This window comes from Hydrogenophaga laconesensis (assembly GCF_031457235.1).
In the GTDB taxonomy this organism is placed as follows: domain Bacteria; phylum Pseudomonadota; class Gammaproteobacteria; order Burkholderiales; family Burkholderiaceae_C; genus Hydrogenophaga; species Hydrogenophaga laconesensis.
The window spans coordinates 68,408-94,951 of sequence record NZ_JAVDWE010000013.1; the positions used below are offsets into that span (position 1 = coordinate 68,408).

At 66.6% G+C, this 26,544-nt stretch carries 23 protein-coding genes and 1 pseudogene; 11 read left to right on the plus strand and 13 right to left on the minus strand.

The window, feature by feature from the left end; all coding sequences use genetic code 11:
• Nucleotides 1-82: 82 nt before the first annotated feature.
• From J2X09_RS20120 to icmF, 4 genes are all read left to right on the plus strand, one after another.
• Entirely contained in the window at nt 83-703 is a 621-nt protein-coding gene (locus J2X09_RS20120) for a TRAP transporter small permease subunit (protein WP_204735054.1), read from the plus strand.
• The gene (locus tag J2X09_RS20125; protein ID WP_204735055.1) at nt 700-2,676 is read left to right on the plus strand and encodes a TRAP transporter large permease; all 1,977 of its coding nucleotides are present in this window, start codon (nt 700-702) and stop codon (nt 2,674-2,676) included. The genes J2X09_RS20120 and J2X09_RS20125 overlap by 4 nt, the downstream gene beginning before the upstream one ends.
• Before the next feature lie 135 nt (nt 2,677-2,811).
• The gene (locus J2X09_RS20130) at nt 2,812-3,690 is read left to right on the plus strand and encodes a PPK2 family polyphosphate kinase (protein WP_204735056.1); all 879 of its coding nucleotides are present in this window, start codon (nt 2,812-2,814) and stop codon (nt 3,688-3,690) included.
• A 35-nt stretch (nt 3,691-3,725) separates the two neighbouring features.
• Nucleotides 3,726-7,019 carry a fused isobutyryl-CoA mutase/GTPase IcmF gene (gene icmF, locus J2X09_RS20135; RefSeq protein WP_204735057.1) on the plus strand — a complete coding sequence of 1,098 codons (3,294 nt, stop codon included), beginning with the start codon at nt 3,726-3,728 and terminating at the stop codon, nt 7,017-7,019.
• An 18-nt stretch (nt 7,020-7,037) separates the two neighbouring features.
• Here icmF and J2X09_RS20140 read toward each other — a convergent pair whose 3' ends face one another.
• A complete protein-coding gene (locus J2X09_RS20140) occupies nt 7,038-8,120 on the minus strand; it encodes a DUF6352 family protein (protein ID WP_204735058.1) in 1,083 nt (360 codons plus the stop codon).
• A 61-nt stretch (nt 8,121-8,181) separates the two neighbouring features.
• On the opposite strand from J2X09_RS20140, the gene rocF reads away from it, so the two are divergent.
• Nucleotides 8,182-9,099 carry an arginase gene (gene rocF / locus J2X09_RS20145; RefSeq protein ID WP_204735146.1) on the plus strand — a complete coding sequence of 306 codons (918 nt, stop codon included), beginning with the start codon at nt 8,182-8,184 and terminating at the stop codon, nt 9,097-9,099.
• 76 nt (nt 9,100-9,175) lie between these two features.
• Here the strand turns inward: rocF and J2X09_RS20150 are convergent, their stop codons facing one another.
• Both J2X09_RS20150 and J2X09_RS20155 read right to left on the minus strand, forming a co-directional pair.
• A complete protein-coding gene (locus tag J2X09_RS20150; protein WP_204735059.1) occupies nt 9,176-9,475 on the minus strand; it encodes an antibiotic biosynthesis monooxygenase family protein in 300 nt (99 codons plus the stop codon).
• A 40-nt stretch (nt 9,476-9,515) separates the two neighbouring features.
• Nucleotides 9,516-11,123 (minus strand): annotated as a pseudogene (locus tag J2X09_RS20155) (GMC family oxidoreductase); the annotation flags it as partial.
• A gap of 155 nt (nt 11,124-11,278) precedes the next feature.
• On the opposite strand from J2X09_RS20155, the gene J2X09_RS20160 reads away from it, so the two are divergent.
• Nucleotides 11,279-12,130 carry a 3-hydroxybutyryl-CoA dehydrogenase gene (locus tag J2X09_RS20160; RefSeq protein ID WP_204735061.1) on the plus strand — a complete coding sequence of 284 codons (852 nt, stop codon included), beginning with the start codon at nt 11,279-11,281 and terminating at the stop codon, nt 12,128-12,130.
• On the opposite strand, the gene J2X09_RS20165 is transcribed toward J2X09_RS20160, so the two are convergent.
• Nucleotides 12,124-13,047 carry a pyridoxamine 5'-phosphate oxidase family protein gene (locus J2X09_RS20165; protein WP_310309146.1) on the minus strand — a complete coding sequence of 308 codons (924 nt, stop codon included), beginning with the start codon at nt 13,045-13,047 and terminating at the stop codon, nt 12,124-12,126. The two genes, J2X09_RS20160 and J2X09_RS20165, sit on opposite strands and share 7 nt — an antisense overlap.
• A gap of 92 nt (nt 13,048-13,139) precedes the next feature.
• A complete protein-coding gene (locus J2X09_RS20170; RefSeq protein WP_204735063.1) occupies nt 13,140-13,763 on the minus strand; it encodes a glutathione S-transferase family protein in 624 nt (207 codons plus the stop codon).
• Between the two features lie 102 nt (nt 13,764-13,865).
• On the opposite strand from J2X09_RS20170, the gene J2X09_RS20175 reads away from it, so the two are divergent.
• Genes J2X09_RS20175 through J2X09_RS20185 form a run of 3 tightly spaced genes read left to right on the plus strand, consistent with a single transcriptional unit; the run spans nt 13,866 to nt 17,721 of the window.
• The gene (locus J2X09_RS20175; RefSeq protein WP_204735064.1) at nt 13,866-14,774 is read left to right on the plus strand and encodes a LysR family transcriptional regulator; all 909 of its coding nucleotides are present in this window, start codon (nt 13,866-13,868) and stop codon (nt 14,772-14,774) included.
• Complete coding sequence (gene gorA / locus J2X09_RS20180; RefSeq protein ID WP_204735065.1) at nt 14,771-16,183, plus strand: glutathione-disulfide reductase; 1,413 nt, start codon at nt 14,771-14,773, stop codon at nt 16,181-16,183. The genes J2X09_RS20175 and gorA overlap by 4 nt, the downstream gene beginning before the upstream one ends.
• 35 nt (nt 16,184-16,218) lie before the next feature.
• A complete protein-coding gene (locus J2X09_RS20185) occupies nt 16,219-17,721 on the plus strand; it encodes an AMP nucleosidase (protein ID WP_204735066.1) in 1,503 nt (500 codons plus the stop codon).
• 12 nt (nt 17,722-17,733) lie between these two features.
• On the opposite strand, the gene J2X09_RS20190 is transcribed toward J2X09_RS20185, so the two are convergent.
• From J2X09_RS20190 to asd, 5 genes are all read right to left on the minus strand, one after another.
• Nucleotides 17,734-18,453: an anti-sigma factor gene (locus tag J2X09_RS20190; protein ID WP_204735067.1), complete on the minus strand. Its 720-nt coding sequence runs from the start codon at nt 18,451-18,453 to the stop codon at nt 17,734-17,736.
• Nucleotides 18,450-19,007 carry a sigma-70 family RNA polymerase sigma factor gene (locus J2X09_RS20195; protein ID WP_204735068.1) on the minus strand — a complete coding sequence of 186 codons (558 nt, stop codon included), beginning with the start codon at nt 19,005-19,007 and terminating at the stop codon, nt 18,450-18,452. Before J2X09_RS20195 ends, J2X09_RS20190 begins: the two co-directional genes overlap by 4 nt.
• A gap of 134 nt (nt 19,008-19,141) precedes the next feature.
• On the minus strand, nt 19,142-19,693 hold the full coding sequence (locus tag J2X09_RS20200; RefSeq protein ID WP_204735069.1) for a DUF3455 domain-containing protein: 552 nt from the start codon (nt 19,691-19,693) through the stop codon (nt 19,142-19,144).
• Nucleotides 19,694-19,808: 115 nt separating this feature from the next.
• A complete protein-coding gene (gene purT, locus J2X09_RS20205; RefSeq protein WP_204735070.1) occupies nt 19,809-21,011 on the minus strand; it encodes a formate-dependent phosphoribosylglycinamide formyltransferase in 1,203 nt (400 codons plus the stop codon).
• Between the two features lie 40 nt (nt 21,012-21,051).
• Entirely contained in the window at nt 21,052-21,903 is an 852-nt protein-coding gene (gene asd / locus J2X09_RS20210) for an archaetidylserine decarboxylase (protein WP_204735071.1), read from the minus strand.
• Nucleotides 21,904-21,984: 81 nt separating this feature from the next.
• Here asd and J2X09_RS20215 point away from each other — a divergent pair, with 81 nt between their 5' ends.
• Together J2X09_RS20215 and J2X09_RS20220 are read left to right on the plus strand one after the other, a co-directional pair.
• On the plus strand, nt 21,985-22,920 hold the full coding sequence (locus tag J2X09_RS20215; protein ID WP_204735072.1) for an ATP-binding cassette domain-containing protein: 936 nt from the start codon (nt 21,985-21,987) through the stop codon (nt 22,918-22,920).
• An 8-nt stretch (nt 22,921-22,928) separates the two neighbouring features.
• Nucleotides 22,929-23,756 (plus strand): ABC transporter permease, encoded by an 828-nt coding sequence (locus tag J2X09_RS20220; RefSeq protein ID WP_204735073.1) that lies wholly within the window; start codon nt 22,929-22,931, stop codon nt 23,754-23,756.
• Nucleotides 23,757-23,775: 19 nt separating this feature from the next.
• Here J2X09_RS20220 and J2X09_RS20225 read toward each other — a convergent pair whose 3' ends face one another.
• The 3 genes from J2X09_RS20225 to J2X09_RS20235 form a co-directional block, all read right to left on the minus strand.
• Nucleotides 23,776-24,036, minus strand: coding sequence for a hypothetical protein (locus tag J2X09_RS20225; RefSeq protein ID WP_204735074.1), 261 nt, complete (start codon nt 24,034-24,036; stop codon nt 23,776-23,778).
• A 161-nt stretch (nt 24,037-24,197) separates the two neighbouring features.
• Entirely contained in the window at nt 24,198-25,325 is a 1,128-nt protein-coding gene (locus tag J2X09_RS20230; RefSeq protein ID WP_204735075.1) for a YbdK family carboxylate-amine ligase, read from the minus strand.
• 3 nt (nt 25,326-25,328) lie between these two features.
• Complete coding sequence (locus J2X09_RS20235) at nt 25,329-26,516, minus strand: cation:proton antiporter (protein ID WP_204735076.1); 1,188 nt, start codon at nt 26,514-26,516, stop codon at nt 25,329-25,331.
• Nucleotides 26,517-26,544 lie beyond the last annotated feature (28 nt).

Here is a 26,544-nt window from a genome sequence, read left to right on the forward strand (position 1 = left end):
TCTCACGCTGAAAGAGGGGCATGGCGCCGGCGCGATGCCCCTCTTTTTTTGGTCTTTTCATCCGCGCCGGTGAGGAATTCCGATGCAATCCATCCTGTGGACCGTGGACCGGCTGTCGACCTTCATCGGCAAGGTCTTCGCCTGGTGCGCGCTGCTGCTCACGCTGTTGATCAGCTGGGAGGTGTTCTCGCGCTACGCCCTGAACAACCCGCACGCCTGGGTGCTGGACGCCCAGATCATGCTGTACGGCACGCTGTTCATGACAGCCGGCGCCTATACGCTCTCCAAGAACGGGCACGTCCGTGGTGACGTGCTTTATGGGTTCTTCCAGCCCCGCACGCAGGCCACCGTGGACCTGGTGCTCTATATCGTGTTCTTCCTGCCCGGCATCATCGCGCTGACCTGGGCGGGCTGGATCTACGCGGGCGAGTCCCTGGCCATCCGCGAACAGACCTTCTCGGCAGACCCCCTTCCGCTGTACCCCTTCAAGTACGTGATTCCGCTGGCCGGCTTCACGCTGCTGCTGCAGGGCTTCGTGGAGATCGTGCGTTGCATCCAGTGCATTAAGAGCGGGGCCTGGCCGGCCCGTGAGGACGACGTGCAGGAAGTGGACGTCGACAAGCTCAAGGAAATGGTGAACGTGAAAGACGAAGACATCGCTGCGCTCGACGCCGTGGTCGTCGCGCAGGAGAAAAACAAATGAAGCTCCGCAAGGAACTCTGGTTCGGTCTCAGCTTCATGGCACTCATCGTGGTCCTGGCGGCTGTGGTGCTGCTGCGCGCCGACACCATCACCAACGGCCACCTCGGGCTGCTGATGCTCTCGCTGGTGGTTGTGGCCATCATGCTGGGCTTCCCCACGGCATTCACGCTCATGGGCATGGGCATGCTGTTCACCTGGATGGCCTACGAGCGTGACGTCACGCGCACGCTGGACCTGATGGTGCAGTCCGCCTACAAGACGATGGCCAACGACGTGCTCATCGCCATTCCGCTGTTCGTGTTCATGGGCTACCTCGTGGAGCGGGCCAACCTGATCGAGTCGCTCTTCAAGAGCATGCACCTGGCCATGGCCCGGCTGCCGGGCGCGCTGGGTGTTGCCACGCTGGTGACCTGCACCATCTTCGCCACGGCCACGGGCATCGTCGGTGCGGTGGTGACCCTGATGGGTCTTCTGGCGCTGCCTGCCATGCTTCGTGCGGGTTACAGCGTGCCGCTCGCGGCCGGTGCCATCACCGCCGGAGGCTGCCTGGGCATCCTGATCCCACCGTCTGTGCTCTTGATCGTCTACGGCGCGACGGCCGGGGTGTCGGTAGTGCAGCTGTACGCCGGCGCCTTCTTCCCCGGCTTGATGCTGGCGTCGCTCTACATCCTGTACGTGATCCTCGTGGCCAAGCTCAAACCGCAATGGGCGCCCCCCTTGACGGCCGAAGAGCGGCGGGTTCCGCTGCCGCTGCTCACGCAGCGCCTGACCAGCGACCCCACCGCCCATGCACTGCTCGGCCTGCTCAAGGGCCGCCGCAACAGCGACGTCCCGATATCGCACCTGCTCAAGCAGCTAGGCCTTGTGGCCTTGCCCGCGATCATCTTCGCCGCCATCATGATCCCGAGCTACCTGGCTGTGACCACCGTGCATCCCGACGAGGTCTACGAAATCGAGGAGATCGGTGCCAGCCGCTCCAGCGCTGGCGAAGGCGGAGGACTGACAGAACCACCGTCCGAAGGCGGCCTTTCCGACCCCCCGTCCGAATCGGGCGGACTCGCCGAGCCGCCAGCCGACCCTGACGAGCCGGCTGAGGCCGGCGGCCTGCAGGAGCCTCCCGGCGCCGAAGCGGAAGCGGCACCGGAAACCACGGCTGGCGAAGCCGCCGCAGCCAAGGCCGAAGCGGGAGATGGTGACGCCGCAGCAGAAGTGACGACGCAGCCCGCCCCCACCTGGTGGTGGGTGGTGTTCGCGGTGGCAGGATCGCTCGTCACCCTGTTCTACCTTTTCCTCAGCTTCGCCCGGCTTGAGATCTTCAAGATGCTGCTGGCGTCATTCTTCCCACTTGTGCTGCTGATCCTGGCGGTGCTGGGCTCGATCGTGCTCGGACTGGCGACGCCCACGGAAGCCGCGGCCATGGGGGCACTGGGCGGCATGCTGCTGGCAGCCGCCTACCGCCGGCTCAACCTCGCCGTGCTCAAGGAGTCGGTCTACCTCACGGCCAAGACGTCGGCGATGGTGTGCTGGCTCTTCGTGGGCTCGGCGATCTTCTCGGCCGCTTTTGCCCTGCTGGGTGGGCAGGCTCTCGTGGAAGAGTGGGTGCTGGGCATGAACCTCACCAAGATCGAGTTCCTGGTGATGACCCAGATCATCATCTTCCTGCTGGGCTGGCCGCTGGAATGGACCGAGATCATCGTGATCTTCATGCCGATCTTCATCCCGCTGCTCGCGCACTTCGAGGTGGACCCGCTCTTCTTCGGGCTGCTGGTCGCGCTCAACCTGCAGACCGCCTTCCTCAGCCCACCGGTGGCCATGGCGGCCTTCTACCTGAAGGGTGTCGCGCCACCGCACGTCACGCTGAACCAGATCTTCCTGGGCATGCTGCCGTTCATGGGCATCCAGATCCTGGCCATCGTCCTCCTCTACACCTTCCCGCAGATCGGTCTGTGGCTGCCGCAGCTGCTCTACAAGTGACCTGAACGGTCCACCCAACACCCAGGGGCGCTTCGGCGCCCCTTTTTCTGGCGAAACGGGTTAACATTACGTTTACGTAAACGTCAATTGGAAGGATGCGCGAAGAATCGCATCCACCGCCTCCCCGGAGACCGCATGCCCAGCCAGAACGACGCTTCCCTGCCCTTCCCGCGCGCGGCCCTGCACGCGGGCAAGGGCGGTCCGTGGCGCGACTGGCAGATCGAGCCGGGCACGGATACCAGGGTTTCGCTCAAGAAGCTCAAGCCGGACGCGAAGCCCTTTTCCAGTGGCAGCAAGGCCACCGACCAGGCTGCGGTGCAGGCGCTTGCCGAAGAGCTGGACGGGCTGCAAGACCTTTTCTACGCCGACCGCCGTTTCAAGCTGCTGGTGGTGCTGCAGGGCACCGACACCGCGGGCAAGGACGGCACCGTGCGCGGCGTGTTCTCCCGCACCAGCCCTCTGGGCGTGCACACCGTGGGCTGGAAAGCCCCGACCGAAGTCGAACGCGACCACGACTACCTGTGGCGCATCCACCAGAAGATGCCGGGCGCGGGCGAAACCATGGTCTTCAACCGCAGTCACTACGAAGACGTGCTCGTGCCGGTGGTCAACGGCTGGATCACACCGCAGCAGACCGCCCAACGTTACGCGCACATCAACGACTTCGAACGCCTGCTGGCCGAGACCGGCACGGTGATCCTCAAGTTCATGCTGCACATCAGCAGCGACGAGCAGCGCCAGCGCCTGCAGGAGCGCGTGGATGACCCGACGAAGCACTGGAAATTCAGCTTCGGCGACATCGAAGCCCGCAAGCAGTGGGTCGACTACCAGCGCGCCTACGAGGCGCTGCTGTCCACCACCAGCACACCCTGGGCCCCCTGGAACGTGGTGCCTGCCGACTCCAAGACCCATCGCAACCTCATGATCGCGACCATCGTGCGCGACACCCTCAAGGCGCTGAACCTGCGCTACCCACCCGACCAGCCCGGGCTGGCCGGCCTGCGCATCGAATAGGCCCGCCCCGACTCCCGCTCCCGGAAAGAGACCCCATGAGCAACCTCGCCGCTGAATACCAGGCCCTGGCCAACTACCGCCCCACGCACAAGGTGCGCTTTGTCACCGCCGCCAGCCTCTTCGACGGGCACGATGCCGCGATCAACATCATGCGGCGCATCCTGCAGGGCATGGGCGCCGAGGTGATCCACCTGGGCCACAACCGCTCGGTGGACGAGGTGGTCACCGCTGCTCTGCAGGAAGATGCGCAGGGCATCGCGATCAGTTCGTACCAGGGCGGCCACGTGGAGTACTTCAAGTACATGGTGGATCTGCTCAAGCGCCGCGGCGGCGAGCACATCCAGGTGTTCGGCGGTGGCGGCGGCGTGATCGTGCCGGCCGAGATCCGCGAGTTGCAGGACTATGGCGTGACGCGCATCTACAGCCCGGAAGACGGCCAGAAGATGGGGCTGGCCGGGATGATCGGTGAGATGGTGATGCGCTGCGACCAGGACCTCAGCCCCTACGCGCCCAAGGCGTTGGCCGCCATCGAGGGACAGGGTGAAATGAACTGGCGCGCGCTCGCCCAGTTGATCACCGTGCTGGAAAACGGCAGCGCCGACGCGGCGCTGGTTACAGCCCTGCGCGAGAAGGCCAGGACCACCAAGGTGCCGGTGCTCGGCATCACCGGCACCGGTGGCGCAGGCAAGTCGTCACTCACCGACGAACTCATCCGCCGCCTGCGGCTGGACCAGGACGACCGGCTGCGCGTGGCGGTGATCTCCATCGACCCGTCGCGCCGCAAGAGCGGCGGCGCGCTGCTGGGCGACCGCATCCGCATGAACGCCATCAACCCCTGGCGCGAAGGCCAGCGTGTGTACATGCGCAGCCTGGCCACGCGCGACTTTGGCAGCGAGATCAGCGCCGCCCTGCCCGACGTGATTGCCGCCTGCAAGTGCGCGGGCTTCGACCTGATCGTGGTCGAAACTTCCGGCATCGGCCAGGGCGACGCGGCCATCGTGCCGCATGTGGACCTGCCCATGTACGTGATGACGCCGGAATTCGGCGCGGCCAGCCAGCTCGAGAAGATCGACATGCTGGACTTCGCGGCCTTCGTCGCCATCAACAAGTTCGACCGCAAGGGCGCTCTCGACGCCCTGCGCGACGTGGCCAAGCAGGTGCAGCGCAACCAGGAAGCCTGGAGCACACCGCCCGACCAGATGCCGGTGTTCGGCACGATGGCCGCACGCTTCAACGACGACGGCGTGACCGCGCTGTACCAGGCGCTCAAGCTGCGCCTGGCCGAGCTCGGCCTGCCTCTGCAGGAAGGTCGCTTGCCCACGGTGAAGGTGCGCCACAGCACCAATCAGACACCCATCGTGCCGCCGGCGCGCACGCGCTATCTGGCCGAGATCAGCGACACGGTGCGCGGCTACAAGCAGAAGGCCATCGAACAGGCGCGCCTGGCCCGCGAGATCCAGCAGCTGACAGAGAGTGCCCGCATGCTGCGGGTGGAAAAGCCCGAGCGCGCGCGGGCCGCCGAAGCCGTGATCGACCTTGCCCAGGTGCGCGAACTCGACCAGGACCCCGCAGCGCGCAAGCTGCTCGCCCAGTGGCCCGACATGCAGAAGGCCTACGCGGGCGACGAGTACGTGGTGAAGATCCGCGACAAGGAGATCCGCACAGCGCTGACCACGAAGAGCCTCTCGGGCACGGTCATCCGCAAGGTGGCGCTGCCGAAGTACGAGGACCGCGGCGAAATCCTGAAGTGGCTGATGCTCGACAACGTGCCGGGCAGCTTCCCGTACACCGCCGGTACCTTCGCCTTCAAGCGCGAAGGCGAAGACCCCACGCGCATGTTCGCAGGCGAAGGCGATGCCTTCCGCACCAACCGCCGCTTCAAGCTGCTCTCCGAAGGCATGGCCGCCAAGCGCCTGTCCACCGCGTTCGACTCGGTCACGCTCTACGGCAACGACCCCGACCCGCGTCCCGACATCTACGGCAAGGTCGGCAACTCGGGCGTCTCCATTGCCACGCTGGACGACATGAAGGTGCTCTACGGCGGTTTCGACCTCTGCCATCCGGCCACCTCGGTCTCCATGACGATCAACGGCCCGGCGCCCAGCATCCTCGCGATGTTCATGAACACCGCGATCGACCAGAACCTGGACAAGTTCAAGGCCGAGAACGGCCGCGAGCCCACCGACACCGAAGCCGCCAAGATCCGCGAATGGGTGCTGGCCAACGTGCGTGGCACCGTGCAGGCCGACATCCTCAAGGAAGACCAGGGGCAGAACACCTGCATCTTCAGCACCGAGTTCAGCCTGAAGGTGATGGGTGACATCGCCGAATACTTCGTGCACCACGACGTGCGCAACTTCTACTCGGTGTCGATCTCGGGTTACCACATCGCCGAGGCCGGGGCGAACCCGATCAGCCAACTGGCGTTCACGCTGTCCAACGGCTTCACCTTCGTGGAGGCCTATCTGGCGCGTGGCATGCACATCGACGATTTCGCGCCCAACCTGAGCTTCTTCTTCAGCAATGGCATGGACCCGGAGTACACCGTGCTCGGGCGCGTGGCGCGCCGCATCTGGGCGGTCGCGCTGCGCGACCGTTATGGCGCCAACGAGCGCAGCCAGAAACTCAAGTACCACGTGCAGACCAGCGGCCGCTCCCTGCACGCGCAGGAGATCCAGTTCAACGACATCCGCACCACGCTGCAGGCGCTGATCGCGATCTACGACAACTGCAACAGCCTGCACACCAACGCGTTCGACGAAGCCATCACCACGCCCACGGAAGACTCCGTGCGCCGTGCGATGGCGATCCAGCTGATCATCAACCGCGAGTGGGGCCTGGCGAAGAACGAGAACCCCAACCAGGGTGCCTTCATCATCGACGAGCTCACCGAGCTGGTGGAAGAAGCCGTGCTACAGGAGTTCGAGAAGATCGCCGAACGCGGTGGCGTGCTGGGCGCGATGGAAACCGGCTACCAGCGCGGCAAGATCCAGGACGAGTCCATGCACTACGAGATGCTCAAGCACACGGGCGAGTACCCGATCGTGGGCGTGAACACCTTCCGCAACCCGCACGGCGACCCCACGCCCGAGACGCTGGAACTCGCGCGCTCGACCGACGACGAGAAGCAGAACCAGCTGCAGCGGCTGGCCGACTTCCATGCCCGCCACGCCACCGAGTCACCCGCCATGCTGCAGCGCCTGCGCCAGGCCGTGATCGAGAACGGCAACGTGTTCGAGGTGCTGATGGACGCCGTGCGCGTGTGCTCGCTCGGGCAGATCACCAGCGCGCTGTTCGAGGTGGGCGGGCAGTACCGCCGCAACATGTGAGGCCGGCCGGCGACGGCCTCAGACGGGGCGCGCCAGCGGCAGGTTCAGCAGCAGGTTCTGCGGCTTGAGCTTGAGCAGGCCCCCCGCCGTCATGGCCAGCCCCAGGTAGACGGGCTTGCCGCGCACCTCGGCCTGCATGTCCATGGGATCGGCGAAGTTCAGCCGAAACAGGCTGATCAGGCGGCTCTGCCGCTCTGCCTCGACGTCCACCCCCTGGTACAGATCGTTCAGCAGCGCACTCGACTCCACGTCCAGCCCCAGGTGCCACCGCCACGCCGGGTCATCGACCCGCGTCTCGGCCTGGATCGCCACGTCGACACCGTGAAAATGCCGCACCCATTTCTCCAGCACACGGGCCAGGGCCTTCAGGCCCGATTGCGCCCGGGTCATGGTCAGCGTGAGGCCATGTGGCAATTCGTTCTGGACTTCGTGTGTGAGGTCGAGGACGAAATTGAAGCGACCCACCCCTGCCCGGCTGTGCAGATAGCGCTGCGCGTTGCCCTCGCCCAGCACTTCGATCTGCGCATCGGGCAGCGGCGCCCCGCCCTGCAACAACAGCCGGCCGACCTCGCCCAGGCCACCCGTTTCGTTGAGCATGTCCAGCGTCTCGCTGTCGCCACTGAGCACACGGCCGTCCTGCACACTCACGCGCTGACGACGGAACAGCATCTCGGCCGCGCGCCAGGACCAGGCATCCGGGTCGTCCTCCAGCAAACGGCACACGACGGCCTGCACCACCAGATCCAGAAACAGCGGCGGCACCTGGATGGCCCCGGCCTTGAAGAACCCGGCGTAAGCCGATTCGAGCGAGCCCGCCGCAATCACCGCGTCCCTGAAACCCAGGAACAGACGGTGGTTGGCACGGGCGTCGTCGTCTTCAAAGGCATCGAGTTCGGCCGAGGGCACGGCGCGCGTCGGGCGGTCCATGAGGGCGGCATGCAGCGCGCGCTCCGCCGCGCAGGACTCGTCCACCAGTGCAAGCTCCGGCCGGGCGAGCCAGTGCCGCCAGTAGGCGTCGGTCGGTGTCAGCCAGCCGCGCTCGTTGCGGTTCAACAGGTCGTGGCCACAGGACGACCAGATGGCAGATGATGTTTCGAACATGAGGGGCGCATTGTCGTTCACCGCGCCTGCAGCGCTGCGCCAACTCGCTCACAATATCGCGATGCAGAACGACATCAGCCTCATCGGCGTTCCCACGGACATCGGCGCGGGTGCCCGGGGCGCATCCATGGGCCCGGAGGCCTTGCGCGTGGCGGGCCTGGCCACGGTGCTCGAAGGCCAGGGCCTGAGCGTGGTCGACCGCGGCAACCTGAACGGCCCGGCCAATCCCTGGCAACCGCCCGCCGAGGGCTACCGCCACCTGCCTGAAGTGGTGGCCTGGAACGAGTCCTTGCACGACGCGGTGCACGCCGAACTCGCCCTCGGCCGCCTGCCCATCGTGCTCGGTGGCGACCACTGCCTGGGCCTGGGGTCCATCAGTGCGGTGGCACGGCACTGCCGAGAGACGGGCAAGAAACTTCGCGTGCTCTGGCTCGATGCGCACGCCGACTTCAACACCGCCGCGCTCACGCCCAGCGGCAACATCCACGGCATGCCGGTGGCCCTGCTCTGCGGCATGGGCCCACCCGAGCTCACCGGCATCGGCGGCACCACACCTGCCATCGATGCCGGTGCGGTGCGGCAGATCGGCATCCGCAGCGTGGACCCAGGCGAGAAACGCCTGGTGCACCAGGCGGGCCTGGAGGTGTTCGACATGCGCTACATCGACGAGATGGGCATGCGCCACACCATGGAGCAGGCGCTCAAGGGCGTGGACGAACAGACCCACCTGCACGTGAGCTTCGACGTCGACTTCCTGGATCCGGAGATCGCCCCCGGCGTCGGCACCACCGTGCTGGGTGGCCCCACCTACCGCGAGGCGCAGCTCTGCATGGAGATGATCGCGGACACCGGGCGGCTGGCGTCGCTCGATGTGATGGAGCTCAATCCCGCGCTCGATGTGCGCAACCGCACCGCCGAGCTGGCGGTGGACCTGATCGAAAGCCTGTTCGGCAAGTCGACGCTGATGAGGAAGAAGTAGCCCTCGGCAATACCTGTGGTCCGGCGAAGCCGGTTCCACGGCATCCAGGGCTCAGGCACGCGGGCCCGCACACTTCTCAGCTCTGGCCCACGAGCTCCAGGTGTTCCACCACAGGCGGCTGGGCGAAGAAGGGGCCGACAATGGCGCGCCACTCGGCGAACGCGGCAGAGCCACGGAAATCCACGGTGTGGTTCTCCAGGGTGTCCCACTGGATCAGCAGCAGGTAACGGCCCGGGCTTTCGATGCTGCGTTGCACCTGGTAGCCCCGGAATCCCTTGGCCTTGCCGATCACGGTGCTGGCACCGCGCTGGATGGCTTCTTCAAACGCCGAGGCGTTCGACGGGTCGATGCGGATGTCCGCGTGTTCCAGAATCATGTTTGTCGTCCTGCTGTTGTGGTGGGTTGTGGCGATCCTCGCGCATCATATCCACCGCCTTCTCGGCCATCATGATCACCGGGGCGTTGGTGTTGCCACCCACCACGCTCGGCATCACCGAAGCGTCCACCACGCGCAAGCCGCGCATGCCGTGCACACGCAGCCGCGCATCCACCACATCCAGGGGACCCGGCCCCATGCGGCAGGTGCCCACCGGGTGGTAGATGGTGTCGGCATGGTCGCGGATGAACTGCTCGATCTGCGCGTCGCTCTGCGCCTGGGCAGACGAAGCGGACTCGGTGCCACCGTGGCGCGTGAGTGCGGGTTGCCGCAGCAGTTCGCGCATGCGCTTGAAGCCCCGCACCAGCCGCGCGGTGTCGTCCGGATCCTGCAGAAAGGCCGGGTCGATCAGCGGTGCGACCCGAGGGTCGGCGCTGGCCAGCCGCAGCGCGCCCCGGCTCTTTGGCCGCAGCAGGCACACATGGCAGGAGTAGCCGTGACCCAGCACGGTCTTGCGGCCATGGTCGACCAGCTTGCCCACCACGAAGTGAAGTTGCAGGTCGGGAATAGGTTCGGCGGGCGAGCTCTTGATGAAGCCCCCGGCCTCCGCGAAGTTGGTGGTCAGCATGCCGCTGCGATGCCGGCGCCATTCAAAGATGCTGCGAATGACACGCGCCAGGCCCCCCGGTGAAATGCCGAACAGCTCTCTGGCCCTGGGCGCGTTGACCACCAGGACCACGTCCACATGGTCGTGCAGGTTCTGGCCCACGCCGGGCAGCTCATGCAACGGTGCGATGCCATGCTCGCGCAGGTGGTCGGACGGGCCGATGCCCGACAGCATGAGCAACTGCGGTGAGCCGAATGCACCGGCGCTCAGCACCACTTCGCCGCCGTCCTTGAGGCGCAGGGTTTGCAAGGGGCCGCGTCCGCCATCGTCGCGGTACTCCACACCCACGGCCCGCACCCGACCGCGCTCGCCCGATTCCGTCAGAACGCGCGTGGTCAGTGCGTGGGTGATCACGCGCAGATTGGGCCGGCCCAGGTGGGGGGTGAGGTAGGCCTTGGCGGCGCTGAAGCGCTCACCGTTCTTGTGTGTGACCTGGTAGACGCCCACGCCTTCCTGGTCCGTACCGTTGAAATCGGTGTTGCGCGGGTGACCAGCCTGCACGCCCGCCTCGACGAACGAGGGCAGAAAGGGGTTGGGGCTGCGCAGATCCATGACGTTGAGCGGACCACCCTGGCCATGCAGCGCATCCGCGCCGCGCTCGTTGTGCTCGGCCCGCTTGAAGTAGGGCAACACGTCGGCGAACGCCCAGCCCGGGTTGCCCTGCGCGGCCCAGCTGTCGTAGTCGTGGGGATGGCCGCGCGTGTAGACCATGGCATTGACCGAGCTGGACCCCCCCAGCACCTTGCCGCGTGGCTGGTGGCCGCGCCGGCCATTCAGGCCGGGCTGGGGCACGGTCTGCAGGCTCCAGTTGGCCTGGCCGTTCTTCGCCAGCAACGCCAGGCCGGCGGGGCAGTGGATGAGCACGCTGCTGTCGGGCGGGCCGGCCTCCAGCAGGGCGACACGGACGGCGGGGTCTTCACTCAGGCGGGAGGCCAGGACGCAGCCGGCCGACCCGCCGCCCACGATGATGTAGTCGAACATGGTGTCTCCGAAGTGGGCAACGCCTTGCGGGCGTGCGCGACAATCAACATTCAAGGTAGCACAGGGCCCTGTGCCCGGTTAGGCACCATCGCCTAGGAAAGACACGCCGGCGACGCCGGGTTTTCACGGATTTTTTGAACAGGAGCAAGGTCTTCATGAACCGCATCAACACCGTCGGCATCATCGGCTCGGGCACCATGGGCAATGGCATCGCGCAGGCCTGCGCGACCAGTGGCATCCGCGTGGTCATGGTCGACATCGCGCAGGCCGCCGTCGACAAGGGCATGGCCACCGTGGCCGGCAGCCTGGACCGGCTGATCAAGAAAGAGAAGATCACCGCCGCCGACAAAGGCAAGGCGCTCGCCTTGATCCAGGGGTCGACGAACTACGACGACCTCAAAGGCGCGCAACTGGTCATCGAGGCCGCGACCGAGAACGAAGGCCTGAAGGTCAAAATCCTGCAACAGCTGGACAGCCTGCTTGCGCCCGAAGTGATCGTGGCCACCAACACCAGTTCCATCAGCATCACCAAGCTGGCCGCCGCCACCCAGCGACCGGACCGCTTCATCGGCATGCACTTCTTCAACCCCGTGCCCATGATGGCGCTGGTGGAGATCATCCGCGGACTGCAGACCAGCGACGCCACGCACGACACCGTCAAGGCCCTGGCCGAGGCGCTGGGCAAGTCGCCCATCACGGTGAAGAACGCACCGGGCTTTGTGGTGAACCGCATCCTCGTGCCCATGATCAACGAGGCCTTCTTCGTGCTGGCCGAAGGCATTGCCACGCCGGAGGACATCGACGCGGGCATGAAGCTGGGCACCAACCAGCCGATCGGCCCGCTGGCACTGGCGGACATGATCGGGCTGGACGTGTGCCTGGCGGTGATGAACGTCTATATCGCCGAGTTCAACGACAGCAAATACCGCCCCGCCCCGCTGCTCAAGGAAATGGTGGCCGCCGGCTACCTCGGCCGCAAGACCGGGCGCGGCGTCTACACCTACTGAGCGTCTTCACGGCGTGGCCAGTGCCCCGTGCCTTCGAGGTACGGGGACACGCCTGCCGCCCCCCAGCGCAGCGGCAGGCCGCCGCGCACGCGTCGCACGTGGGTCACATCGAGGCGCAACAGGCGTTCGGCACCGTCGAAGGACGCGAGTTCGGCGCCGTCCCACACCACGCGGGCGTGCGCGGCCAGGTACAGCAGGTCGCCGGACCCGAAGTCGACGAACAGCAGGCCGGCCCGGGGATGCACGGCGATGTTGCCGAGCGTGTTGAAAAAGTGGTTGCCCAGGAAATCTGGCACGGTGAGCCGCTCGCCGTCGATCTTCACGAACCCGGGCCGTCCACCGCGGTGAGAAACGTCCACCCCATGGCTCGGCTCGCCGGCGCTCCCGCTCTGCGGATGCGCCGTGGCGATGAAGAAGGTATCCGCCGAACGGATCAGCCGGCGTGAAGCCTCGTCCAGTCCCGGCCCGTCATGGTCCACAAACCCTGCCTCCGCCGCCGGCGTCCACACCGGCTCGCGCGCCTGGATGTACTTCGGGCAGTTGCCGAAGCTCTGTCCCACCTCCACCATGAAACCGCCCTCCTCCAGCCACGCCGTACCGTTCATGCGGTTGCGCCGGCGTGTGTGCGGCTGGATGCCCAGCAGCCCCAACGGCGCGCCTTCGTGCAGTGTGGTGCTCAACGGGTCGTGCGGCAGAGGACGGGCGCGGATGGCCAGGTGCGTCGGGTCCGGCGATTGCATGAAGCCCGGCGGACCCGCCAGCACGCTGGCCCACGGCTGGCCCTGTGCATCCATGCTGCCCACGACCACAAAGGGCAGCAGGCCGAAGAACTCGCGGTGCTGGTCGGGCATGTGATCGCGCATCACGCGGGGGCCGATCTGCGCCATCTGCGCCTGCACACCAGCACGCGCCTGCATGGCCTGTTCACCACCGTGAAAGGCAGCGATCTGAACACCTGCGCCCTTCGGACTTTGGTGCGAGCTGGCTTGGGAGCGGCCCGGCACTGCGCTCATGCCGCCAACCCGATCGGCGACTTGATCATGGGAACAAACCCCTGCAGGGCCTCGATGCGCTGCAGCCAGGCACGGATGGCCGGATAGGGCTGCAGCGACACCAGACCTTCCGGCGCGCGCGCCACGTAGGCGTAGTGCGCCACATCGGCCAGGGTGGCACGCTCCCCCACCAGGAACGGCGCGTGACCCAGTTCCGCCTCCATGAACCGGAACAGCCCCTCGGCCCGGGTGATCGCGTCGGTCGGATCGGTGGGCAGTCTGAACAGCTGCACCACGCGCGCGGCGGATGGCCCGAACGCCAGGGGGCCAGCGGCCAGCGAGAGCCAGCGCTGCACGCGCGCCGCCCCCACCGGGTCGCGCGGCAGCCATTGACCCGCCGCGTACCGCGCTTCGAGGTAGACGAGGATGGCGTTCGAATCGCTCAGGGTGAGATCGCCGTCTCGCAGCACGGGCACCTGCCCCAGGGGGTTCATGGTCAGGAAGGCGGGCGCCTTGTGCTCTTTCTGCAGCAGGTCGACATCGATGGTCTCGAATGGCAACCCGAGCAACGAGAGGAACAGTTCGACGCGGTGGCAATGGCCGGAAATGGCGCTTCGGTACAGCTGGATGCTGGGTGTCATGTTGAGCTCCTGAAAGAGAAGGACGTCATCTTCTTTGCTGCAACGATATTCACAAATACCCCTGCAAGCACATGACTGATCCACAAATCGGTTTAATGCCCCATGGACAAATTTCGCGCCATGGCCACTTTCGTGCAGATCGCCGACGCAGGCAGCCTCACGGCAGCGGCCTGGGCGATGGGTGCGTCGCTGCCGGCGGTGGTGCGTTCGCTTGCCGCGTATGAGGCCGATCTGGGCGTGCGCCTGTTCAACCGCACGACGCGCCGCATCTCGCTCACCGAGGAAGGGCGGCGCCACCTCGAGAGCTGCCGCCAGCTGCTCGCGGCGGTGGAAGATGCCGAGGCCGCGCTGAAGGACGACGCCAGCGAACCCTCCGGCCACCTGACCATCACCGCCCCGGTGCTGTTCGGCCAGATGCACGTGGCCCCGCTCGTCACGCGATTCGTGCAGCGGTATCCGCAGGTGCATTGCCGCGTGATGCTGATGGACCGGGTGGTCAACCTGCTCGAGGAAGGGGTGGACGCCGGCATCCGCATCGCGCACCTGGAGGACTCCAGCCTGATCGCGCTGCCGCTGGGCGAGATCCGCCGCGTCATCGTCGCCAGCCCGGCCTTCCTGAGGGAGCATGGCCGGCCGCGGCACCCGAACGATCTGCTCAAGGCCAACTGCGTTCGACTGGTCGGGTATGCCCCCCATTGGGGGCATTTCCGGGAAAGTGGCAAGACCTTCAAACTCACCGTGAACGGCAACCTGGAGTTCAATCACATCGCGCCGGCCGTGCAGGCCTGTGCGGATGGTGCGGGCTTCGGCCAGTTCCTCTCCTACCAGGTGGCACCGCTGCTGCAATCGGGCGCGCTGGAGACCGTGCTGGACGCGTTCGCGGACGCCCCGCGGCCGATCCATGTCGTGTACCCCCACGCCCGGTTGTTGCCCGCGCGCACCCGCGCTTTCATCGACTTCATCCGCCAGGAACTCAAGGGCTTCGAACCCGCAAACCTCCTATTACCATGAGCACTTCCAACTTCGACTTCGACCTTTTCGTGATCGGTGGCGGCAGCGGCGGCGTGCGCGCCGCGCGCATGGCCGCCCAGCGTGGCGCGCGCGTGGCGTTGGCCGAGATGCTGGGCACCGGCGGCCTGGGCGGCACCTGCGTGAACGTGGGCTGCATCCCCAAGAAGCTCTACAGCTACGCCGCCCACTACGCCGAGGCGTTCGAGGAATCGCACGGCTATGGCTGGGAGGGCGAGGCGCCCGTGCTCAACTGGGCCACGCTGAAAGCCAACCGCGCGAAGGAGATCAGCCGCCTCAACGGCATCTACGGCAACCTGCTCACCAGCGCGGGCGTGACCGTGTTCAACGCCTTCGCGCGCATCGACGGCCCGCAGGCGCTCGTGCTGAAGCTGAACGGGGAGCCCGGCGAGAAGCGGCTCACCGCGAAGCACATCCTGATCGCCACCGGCGGGCGGCCCCACGTGCCCGACTTCGAAGGCCGCGAGCATGTCATCGACTCCAACGCCATGTTCGACCTGGAGCCCTTTCCCCAGCGCCTGCTGGTCGTGGGCGGCGGCTACATCGCCTGCGAGTTCGCGTCCATCTTCAACGGACTGGGTTCGACCGTGACGCAGCTCTACCGCGGCGAGCAGGTGCTGCGCGGCTTCGACGACGAGATCCGCCACTTCGCGGCCAACGAGATGATCAAGGCCGGCGTGGACCTGCGGCTGGGCGCGGATGTAGCCTTCATCACGAAAACTGCCGATGGCCTCCGGGTGAAACTCAAAGACGGTGGCGAGATCACCACCGATGGCGTGCTCTACGCCACCGGCCGCGTTCCCACCGTCAAGGGCCTGGGCCTGGAGGCCGTGGGCGTGGCCCAGGGCAAGGGCGGCGAGGTGATCGTCGACGAGCACTACCGGACCAGCGTGCCGTCCATCCTGGCCGTGGGCGACGTCACCAGCCGTATCCAGCTCACGCCCGTGGCGCTCGGCGAAGCGATGGTCGTGGTCGACCACCTGTTCGGCCCGGTCGCCGGCAAGGCGGCACGCAGCATGTCGTACGACTTCGTGCCCACCGCCGTCTTCTGCCACCCGAACATCGGCACCGTGGGCCTCACCGAGGCGCAGGCGCGCGAACAGCATGGCGATGTGACCATCTTCCGCAGCGAGTTCAAGTCGCTCAGGCACACACTTTCGGGCAGCACCGAGCGAACGCTCATGAAACTGGTGGTGGACACAAAGAGCGACCGCGTCGTCGGCCTGCACATGGTCGGTGCCGAGGCGGGCGAGATCGTGCAGGGTTTCGCCGTTGCGCTCAAGGCCGGTGCCACCAAGGCCGTGTTCGACAGCACGATCGGCATCCATCCCACCGCTGCGGAGGAGTTCGTCACCATGCGGGAACCCGCCAGGCCGCTGCCCAGCCCCTGATCGCGCGGGGGCTTGCAGCGGCGCCACAATAGCGCATGCAAAAAACACCCGCCTACACCGCACCGCTCGTTTTCAAGGACCCCGCCGAGGCGCTGGCCCAGGTGCAGCGCATCTACCAGGACAACGTGGAGTTCCTGCGCCAGGCCATGCGCGACTTCGTCGCCGGCGGCGATTTCACCCAGACCCACGTTCGCGCTTGCTACCCCTATGTACGCCTGCACACCCACAGCGTGTTGCGCCAGAACGTGGTGGGCCAGCCCCTCAGCCGCCTGAGCTACGGCTTCGTCGCCGGGCCCGGCCGCTACGAAACCACCCTCACCCGCCCCGACCTGTACAGCGACTACTACCTCGAACAGTTCCGTCTGTTGCTGGCCAACCACGGCGGCGAACTGGAGGTGGGCACCAGCACCCAGCCGATTCCCATCCATTTCTCCTTTGCCGAGCACGACCACGTGGAAGGCAGCATGGACGTGCTGCGCCGCGCGCAGATGCGCGACGTGTTCGACTTGCCCGATCTCACTGCGATGGACGATGGCATCGCCAACGGCACGCACGAGCCACGCCCGGGCGAATCGCACCCGCTCTCGCTGTTCACCGCGCCGCGCGTGGACTACTCGCTACAGCGCCTGCGCCACTACACCGGCACGGCGCCCGAGTGGTTCCAGAACTTCGTGATGTTCACCAACTACCAGTTCTACATCGACGAGTTCATCAAGCTCGGTCACGCCGAGATGGCCGACCCCGACAGCGAGTACATCGCCTTTGTCGAACCCGGCAACGTGGTGATGCGCCGCACCGGCCTGGCGGCGGCGGATGGCGATGAACTGGGCCACGCACCACCGCGCCTGCCGCAGATGCCCGGCTACCACCTGCTGCGCGAAGACCGCAGCGGCATCACCATGGTCAACATCGGTGTGGGCCCGGCCAACGCCAAGACCATCACCGACCACATCGCCGTACTGCGCCCGCACGCCTGGCTCATGCTGGGCCACTGCGCGGGCCTGCGCACCAGCCAGCAACTGGGCGACTATGTGCTGGCCCACGCCTACGTGCGCGAAGACCATGTGCTCGACGAGGAACTGCCGCTCTGGGTGCCGATCCCCGCGCTGGCGGAAATCCAGCTCGCCCTCGAAGCCGCCGTGGCGGACGTGAGCGGCGTGCCGCCGGCCGAGCTCAAACGCATCATGCGCACCGGCACCGTGGCGAGCACCGACAACCGCAACTGGGAACTGTTGCCCGACAACATGCCGCAGCGCCGCTTCTCGCAGTCGCGCGCGGTGGCGCTGGACATGGAGAGCGCCACCATCGCCGCCAACGGCTTCCGCTTCCGCGTGCCCTATGGCACCCTGCTGTGCGTGAGCGACAAGCCGCTGCATGGCGAAATCAAGCTGCCGGGGATGGCCAACCACTTCTACCGCGAACGCGTGGACCAGCACCTGCGCATCGGCATCCGCGCCATCGACATCCTGCGCGCGGGGGGCACCGACCAGTTGCACAGCCGCAAGCTGCGCAGCTTTGCGGAGGTGGCGTTCCAGTAGGAACGCCCAGACTCAGGTCATCTTGACTGCACGCCCGATGTAGAGGATCGGCCCGGTCGGGCGACCGGTGGGCGAGCCGCTGTAGGGCTCGAGCGTGATCTCGAACAACTGGTTGGGCACCAGTGGCGGCAGCTTGTCGAGCTTCACCTCCAGCGGCTGGCCCGGCTCCACCAGACCCAGCGAGACCGGGGCATTCCAGTCGTCGGCCTTGGTCCAGAACTGCAGCGAGCGCTGTTCGGGCACGGGTGTGGTGCCCAGCGGCACCAGCCGCAGCGTGTCCGAACCTCGGGTCTGCACCACCCACCCCGGTGCCGTGCCATTGGGCGCCACCAGCACCACCATGTACTGCGGCGCGGCGGGTGCGAACAGGCCGGTGGATGGCAGCAGCGCGACCACCGAGGCGGCCACGAAACCGGTGGCGGCCACTGCGCGCCAGAAACCCAGGCTGCTCCACCAGTTCTGCCAGCGGCTGGGCTTGGCCAGGGGACGCACTGGCGCCCGGGCGCTGGCCGGCGCAATCGATGTCTCGATGCGCGACCACAACGCGGGGGAAGGCTCCACGGCATCGACCAGTGCGGTCAGCGGCAGCAGGCGGCCTTCCCAGCCATCCACCGCATCGCGCAGCGCGGCATCGGAGGGCAGGCGGGCCTGCACATGGCGACGGCCTTCGGCCGAGAGCGTACCGAGCACGTAGGCGGCCGCGAGTTCGTCGATCGGATCCAGCGGTGTCATGCAAGGCACTCCCGCAGCGACGCCAGCCCGCGGCGTATCCAGGCCTTGACCGACCCCAGTGGAGCACCCAGGCGCTCAGCGATCTCGTTGTGGGTGCAACCGTCGAGATAGGCGTACAGCACGCAGTTGCGCTTGGGCGTGTCCAGCCGTGACAGGCAGTCGTCGAGCCGGCCGAGATCGGCACGCACGGCAAAGGCCTCGGCCATGTCGGGCGCAGCGGGCACCTCGTCGGCCAGCGTGTCCAGCTGGTCTTCATCGACAGACACGGTGCGCGCACCGGCGCGCACGGCGTCGAGCGCACGGTGGCGCACGATACCGTACATCCACCCACGACCCGCGCCACGGCGAGCGTCAAAGGTGGCGGCACGGGTCCAGATGTTCATGAAAGCGTCGTGCAACACGTCTTCGGCGGTGGAGCGGTCGCGAACGATGCGCAGCGCCACGCCCAGCAGGTAACGGCCCTCGCGTTCGTACAGGCGGCGCAAGGCCCCCTGATCGCCTTGCGCGCAGGCGGCGAGTTCGGCGTCGTGATCGAAGGCGTCGGATTCGGGCAAGGGCAAACGGCGGGGCAAGGTCGCAGGGCCCGACACATGGCGCAGCGATGCAACCGTGGCGGGAAACTGCCGGCCATACTAGCCGATCGGCAGCCGCCGGTGGTGACCCTGTCGGCCCCACCGGCGCTGTGGCGTCAGGACGCCTTGTAGAAGATGTAGTCGGCCTGGTACTGCACCACCTGCTTCGCGCCCACGTTCGCGGCGCCACACGGCATGTTCGGAGCCACACCGCCCTTGGTGGCCACGCGCTGGGTGTAGGTCACGCCGTTGAGTGCGCCCATGCCCATGGCGGGATTGGCCTTCACCAGCTGCAGCGGGATGTTGCCTTCGCCGTTGGGCGCCACGGCGACCTGGGTGGCGGTGAACTTGGAGCCGTCCATGGCTTCCCAGGTGGCGGGCGGGCCATAGTACTTGCCAACCTGCTTGCCGCTGCGGTCCAGCAGCCTGGCATCAGGCCCGCCGAAAACCCATTCGTGCTGGCCCGGCATGTTGGCCTTGACCTTGCACTCGTAGGTGATCTGGCCCACGCCCACGGTTTCCCAGGCGACCTTGTGGCCGGCGGGCACCTTCACAGCGTCGGGCAGGCTGGCCTGCGAATACATCGGAGCGGAAGAACCGCCCATCTGGGAAGCACAGGCGGTCAGGGCGAGCGCTGCGGCAGCGGCCAGGGTGGCTTTGAACATCATGGCAAAACTCCTCAAGGTTGGGGTTGTGGGCAGCAGCGCAAAAGGCGCCACTGCTTCCACTACGCACCAGCCAGGATTCTGGATGCAGCCGGATGCAGAAAAAAGTCGAAAAAGCTCAGGCCTTGCGTGGCTTGACCTTCGAAGCAGCCAGTTTGGCCTGGTCGCGCGCCTTCTGCACGTCGGCGTCGTACGCCAGCGCCACACCCATGCGGCGCTTGGTGAAGCTCTCGGGCTTGCCGAAGAGGCGGAGCTCGGTCTGCGGCACCTGAAGCGCCTCGTCCACGCCGTCGAACACGATGCCGGTGGCGTCGACACCGCCATAGATCACGGCACTGGCACCCGGGCTGCGCAACTCGGTGGACACCGGCAAGCCCAGGATGGCCCGCGCGTGCAGCTCGAACTCGTTCTGCCACTGGGTGATCATGGTCACCATGCCGGTGTCGTGCGGGCGCGGGCTCACCTCGCTGAACCACACCTGATCGCCCTTGACGAACAGCTCCACGCCAAACAGGCCCAGGCCACCCAGGTCGTCGGTCACCGCCTTGGCGATGCGGCGCGATTCGGCCAGTGCCTTCGGCGTCATGGGATGGGGCTGCCAGCTCTCCACATAGTCACCGCTCACCTGGATGTGGCCGATCGGGTCGCAGAAATGCGTGGCAGTCTCGCCATCTGCCCCTGTCGCCCGCACGGTCAGCTGCGTGATCTCGTAGTCGAAATCGATGAAACCTTCCACGATGATGCGACCCGGGCCCACCCGCCCACCCGCCATCGCGTAGTCCCAGGCCTTTTTCACTTCAGCCGGGCCGTCGATCTTGCTCTGGCCTTTTCCGCTGCTGCTCATCACCGGCTTGACGATGCAGGGGTAGCCGATGCCGCCGTCGATGGCGGCCTGCAGCTCGTCCAGCGAATCGCAGAACTTGTAGGGGCTGGTGGGCAGGCCCAGCGTTTCGGCAGCGAGGCGGCGGATGCCCTCACGGTCCATCGTCAGGCGCGCGGCGCGCGCCGTGGGGATCACGCGCACCACACCGGCGGCCTCCAGCTCCTGCAGCATGGGCGTGGCGATGGCCTCGATCTCCGGCACCACCAGATCGGGGCGCTCTGCCTCGATCAGCGCCTTGAGTTGCGCCGGGTCGCTCATGGTGATGGTGCGCGCGTGGTGCGCCACCTGCTGGCCCGGCGCGTTCTCGTAGCGATCGACCGCGATGGTCTCCACGCCCAGGCGCTGCAGCGCGATCAGCACCTCCTTGCCGAGCTCGCCCGAGCCGAGCAGCAGGACCCGGGTGGCGGAAGGAGACAGAGGGGTGCCCAGCGTGGTCATGAGAATCTCCAGAAAAAGAAGGTGAAGAGGCTTGAGGAATTCAGAGCGACTGGCCCATGGCCTCGCCCAGCCGCACCGTATTGCCGGGCGCCCACTCGGCACTGAAGGCAATGGTGTCGCGCGGCCACAGCAGCACCACGGTGGAGCCCAGCAGGAAGCGGCCCATTTCTTCACCACACTGCAAGTGCACCGGCTTGTTGTCGTAAGACCACTCGCGCACGGTGCCCGGGCGCGGCGGATTCACCACGCCATGCCATGCCGTGGCCATGCTGCCGACGATGGTGGCGCCTACCAGCACCTGCACGAAGGGCACGGTGGTTTCGCCCACCCGCATGTCGAACACGCAGACCACGCGCTCGTTGCGCGCGAAGAGGCCCGGCACGCCCTGGGCGGTGGCGGGGTTCACGGAGAACAGATCGCCCGGCACATGGATCATGCGGCGCAGCGTGGCAGCGGCCGGCATGTGGATGCGGTGGTAGTCCCGCGGGCTGAGGTAGATGGTGGCGAAGGCGCCGTCGTCGAACAGCGCGGCCAGCGCGGCGTCACCACCGACCAGCGCGCGCGTGCTGTAGGTGTGGCCCTTGGCCTGGTAGATCTGGTCACGCGCGATGGCACCGAACTGGCTGATCGCACCGTCCACCGGACAGACAAAGGCGGCATCCGCCAATGGCCGCGCGTCGGCGCGCAGGGCGCGGGTGAAGAACTCGTTGAAGCTGGGGTAGGCCCGTGGGTCCGGGTTGGCGGCCTCGGCCATGTTCACGCCGTACTTGCGGATGAAGCGGCGGATGATCCACTGGGTGATGCCGCCCCAGCGGCCGCTGGCGACCCAGCCCCCGAACACCGTGAGCGCGCGTTTGGGGAAAAAGTACTGCAGGGCAACGGCAAATGGCATGGGAAACGGGTCTGTGGGCGGGTCTTGCATTGTAGGGGCCGGCCCTGCACGCCCCTGTGCGAGCGGGCACAATGCCGGCACATGAAAGACGCCCTGTTCGAGTGCCGGCATCTGGTCAAACGCTATGGCGAGAGCACCGTGGTGGACGACCTGAGTTTCGCCATCGGCCCCGGCGAATGCCTGGGTGTGATCGGCCCCAACGGCGCCGGCAAGACCACCACCATCCGCATGTGCCTGGGCCTGACCGCGCCCGACGCCGGCGCCATCACCGCCTTCGGACTGGACATGCCGCGCGATGCGCTGGCCATCAAGGCCCAGCTGGGCGTGGTGAGCCAGATGGACACGCTGGACCCGGACTTCGACTGCGCCGAGAACCTGCTGGTGTACGGCCGCTACTTCGGCCTGCCCTCGGCCGCCATCCGCGAACGCATCCCGAAGCTGCTGGACTTCGCTGCGCTCGCGCACAAGGCCCAGGCCAAACCGGGTGAGCTCTCGGGCGGCATGAAACGGCGCCTGTCGCTGGCGCGGGCACTGGTGAACGATCCCCGGCTGCTGATGCTCGACGAGCCCACCACCGGCCTGGACCCGCAAGCCCGCCACCTGATGTGGGAACGGCTGCAGATGCTGCTGCAGCAAGGCAAGAGCATCCTGCTGACCACCCATTTCATGGACGAAGCCGAGCGCCTCTGTTCCCGCCTGCTGGTGCTGGACCACGGCCGCAAGATCGCCGAGGGTCGGCCACGCGAGCTGATCGCCCAGCACCTGGAACCCGATGTGGTGGAGGTGTATGGCAACGGGGCGCTGGCACTGGCCCAGGCCGACGAACACGCTGCGTTGCGCGCCCTGGCCGCGCGCGTGGAAGTCAGCGGCGAAACGGTGTTCTTCTACACGGCGCAGGCCATGCCCCTGCTGGCGGCACTCGGGGATCACCACCACCTGCGCACGTTGCACCGGCCCGCCAACCTGGAAGACCTGTTCCTGAAACTCACCGGCCGGCAGATCCGGGAAGATGGCTGAAACCGTACATGAACACCGCCACGCCCAACGCCCCATCTCACTTTGCCCCGCCGCGCCTGTCCTGGCGCTGGTGGCCTGTCTTCCTGCGCAACCTGCTGGTCTGGCGCAAGCTGGCCATTCCCAGCCTGGTCGGCAACATCGCCGAACCGCTGATGTGGCTGATTGCCTTCGGCTACGGCATGGGTGCGCTGGTGGGCGAGGTGAACGTCGGCACACCGCAGGGCAGCGTGGCCGTGCCCTACATCCTGTTCCTCGCCAGCGGCAGCATCTGCATGAGCGCCATGAATGCGGCCACCTTCGAGGCGCTGTACTCCGCCTTTTCGCGCATGCATGTGCAGAAGACGTGGGACGGCATCATGAACGCGCCCGTGAGCCTGGACGATGTGGTGCTGGCGGAAATGCTCTGGGCCGGCTTCAAGGCCCTGTTCTCGGTGACGGCCATTCTGGTGGTGATGCTCGCGCTGGGCATCAGTCATTCGCCCAAACTGCTGCTGGCCTGGCCGGTGCTGCTGGGCGTGGGCATCACGTTCTCGTGCATTGCCCTGGTGTTCAATGCCCTGGCCAAGGGCTATGACTTCTTCACCTACTACTTCACCCTGTTCCTCACACCCATGATGTTTCTGTCGGGTGTCTTCTTCCCGCGCGAGCAGTTGCCCGGGGTGGTGCGGCAGATCTCGGACTGGTTGCCGCTGACGAATGCGGTGGAACTGGTTCGGCCCCTGTTCATGGACCAATGGCCTTCACAGCCCGGGTTGCATGCGGCGGTGCTGCTGGCCTACACCGTCGGCGCCTTCTGGCTGGCGCTGGCCCTGACGCGCAAACGCTTCGCCAGGTGAACCTGGCGCCGCGGCCGCCTCAGTGGACGGCGACCGTCAGCGCGGGCTGGGCTTCGCAGTACAGCTCGCTGCCGGAGTCCATGAAGTCTTCCGCTTCGATCACGGCGTCGAACTCGCGGGCGGCGGCGTCGAAGACCTTGGGGATCAGGGGCTTGTCCAGCGGGCGGCAGACACGGGCACGCAGGCCGCGCAGGTTGGCGCTGGTTTCCATGGCGCTGATCACGGCTTCCGGATCGAGCATCAGGACGAAGGGGTTGAGGCGGGTGGCGGCGGTGGACATGAGAGGCTCCGGGGGAAAAGTGAGAAGGCACAAAGGGTTTGTCGATGAAACAAACTGTACCGATGGCCCTCTGGAGCGTTAAGTCGGCGCCCCGCCATTCGCGCTGTAGGAACTTCGCTGACAGCGGGTGTGTTGTCCCTACACCCGGTTCGTGAACTGCATCACGAACTGCCGCCGCGCAAGGCCTCCACACTGGCGCGCACCACCGACTGCACGCTGCCGCTTTCCCTGAACTGGTTGCGCAGAAAGGTCGCGTGGTTGCCCACCCGGCCTGCGGTGCGCTCGATCTCGTCCAGCGCGGCGAGTGAATTCAGCGCCACGCCATGCGGCGTGAGGTGGCGCAGCGTGGCGAGGATGTCTTCGCGGATGCTGATCTGCTCGCGCGTCTTGGGGTTGACCATCATCCCGTCGAGGCCGAAACGGCAGGCCTGGAACCGGTTGTAGGTGTAGACGAGGTAATCGTCTTCTTCCGGCGGCGCCTCGCGGCGTTCCAGCAGGTGGCGGCACAGCGCCTGCAGGTAGCAGGCCAGGCCTGCCGCGCGTTCAACCGTCAGCGGCGTGTCGCACACCCGCAGCTCGATGGTGCCGTACTCGGGTTTGGGCCGGATGTCCCAGTAGAAGTCCTTCATCGACTTCACCACGCCCGTGCTCTCCATCTTGGTGAAGTACACATCGGTGAACTCCTCCCAGCTCAACACGAAGGGCGCACGCCCGCTCAGCGGAAAAGCGAACACCGAGTTCAGGCGCGCCGAATCGAACAGCGTGTCCACACCCTGCGAGAAAGGCGACGAGGCCGACAGCGCAATGAAGTGCGGCACGTAACGGTTGAGCGAGTGCAGCAGGAACAAGGCTTCGTCCGCGCTGGCGCAGCCGATGTGCACATGCTGACCGAACACGGTGAACTGCTTGGCGAGGTAGCCATACAGGCCCGAGAGCTGCTCGAAGCGCGGCTTGGAGAAGATGCGCTGCTCGAACCAGCGCTGGAACGGGTGCGTGCCGCCGCCCGCGAGTTCGATGTTGAGCCGGTCGCCCGCGTTCACCAGGGTGTCCCGGATCTGCTGCAGCTGGGTCAGCAACGGGCCGTGTTCTCGCTGCACATCGGTGGCGATCTCGATCATGCTCTGCGTCATCTCGGGCGTGACAACGCCAGGAAATGGCTTGCGCCGCAGCAGCTCGAGCAGGTCGTTGGCGCTGCTGGATAGATCGAGATCGTAGGTGTTGACGAGCTGCAGTTCGAGCTCGACACCCATGGTCAGCGAATCGGAGGCCTTGAAGGTTTCAAGTGGCATGGGTCAACCCTTCGTCACATGCGTTTCGTGAGCGGCCAGCAACGCGCGCTGCGTGACCACCGGGCCCAGCAACTCCTGCAACAGCATCATGCCGGCCATGACCGAGAGCACCTCGACCGCCGGCGCGAAGCCGTACAGGCGGCTCTGCTCGATCAGCAGGATGGCGAAGGCCGACATGGGGGTGAGCGCCAGGCCGGTGAGCAGGCCCTTGCGCTCGGTGATGCCCGACAGGCGCGCGGCCACGAGGTTGCAGCCGATCTTGGAGCCGGTGCGCACCAGGATCAGCACCACACCGATCAGCATGCCCGTGCCCACATCGGCCCAGTCGAGCAGCGAGGCGATGTAGACGAACAGGAACACCGAGAGCAGGTCGCCCGCGGTGCCGAAGTCGCGCTGTGCGTTGGTCAGGTGCACGCGGCGCTCACGCGCGACGATGCCGAACGTGAGCGCGGCCAGCAGCGGCGAGAGCTTCAGGCCATAGGCCGCGGTGGTGAGCAGCAGCACCGACAGCGCGAACACCACGGTGACGCCGCGTTCGTGCGTGTTGCGCTGGCGCAGCATCCATGGCACGGCCACGCCGAGCACCGCGCCCACGGCCACCGAGGTGCCCACCTGGTGGATGCTGCTGAAGGCCGCCAGCACCAGGTCACCCGAGGTATTGAGGTACCAGTAGCCCACCACGAGCTTGAGCACGAGCACGGAGACCATGCAGTTGATGGCGCAGAGGTGGAGCACGCGCTCGGTCACCTGGCCTGCACTGCGAAGTTCGTTGGCCACGCGCACGATGCCCGCCGGCGAGGCCGAGATCGAGAGAGCCGCAATGATGAGCCGCAGATCGGTGGCGAGGTCGAACCAGCCGCTGACCCAGTAGATGAGGGCGAAGGTGACGACAGACTCGATCAGGCCCACCACCATCACCCAGGGGTTGTGGCGGAACCAGCGCAGGTTGATGCGGTAGCCCAGCTCGAACAGCACGAGCGACAGCGCCACATTGGCGAGAAAAGGCAGGCCGGGCACGTCGGTGGTGAGGCCGGGCAGGTTGACCAGGCCACCGATCAGGCCGACCGCCACGTAACTGGTGACACGGGGAACGTGCCAGACCTCGTGCGCGCGCTCGGCAATGAACCAGGCGAGCAGCAGGACCAGGGGCCAGGCGATGGACTGCAGCAGAAAACTGTATTCGGTAACCATGGGTAACGCTCCTCGGGCGAGAGTGTGA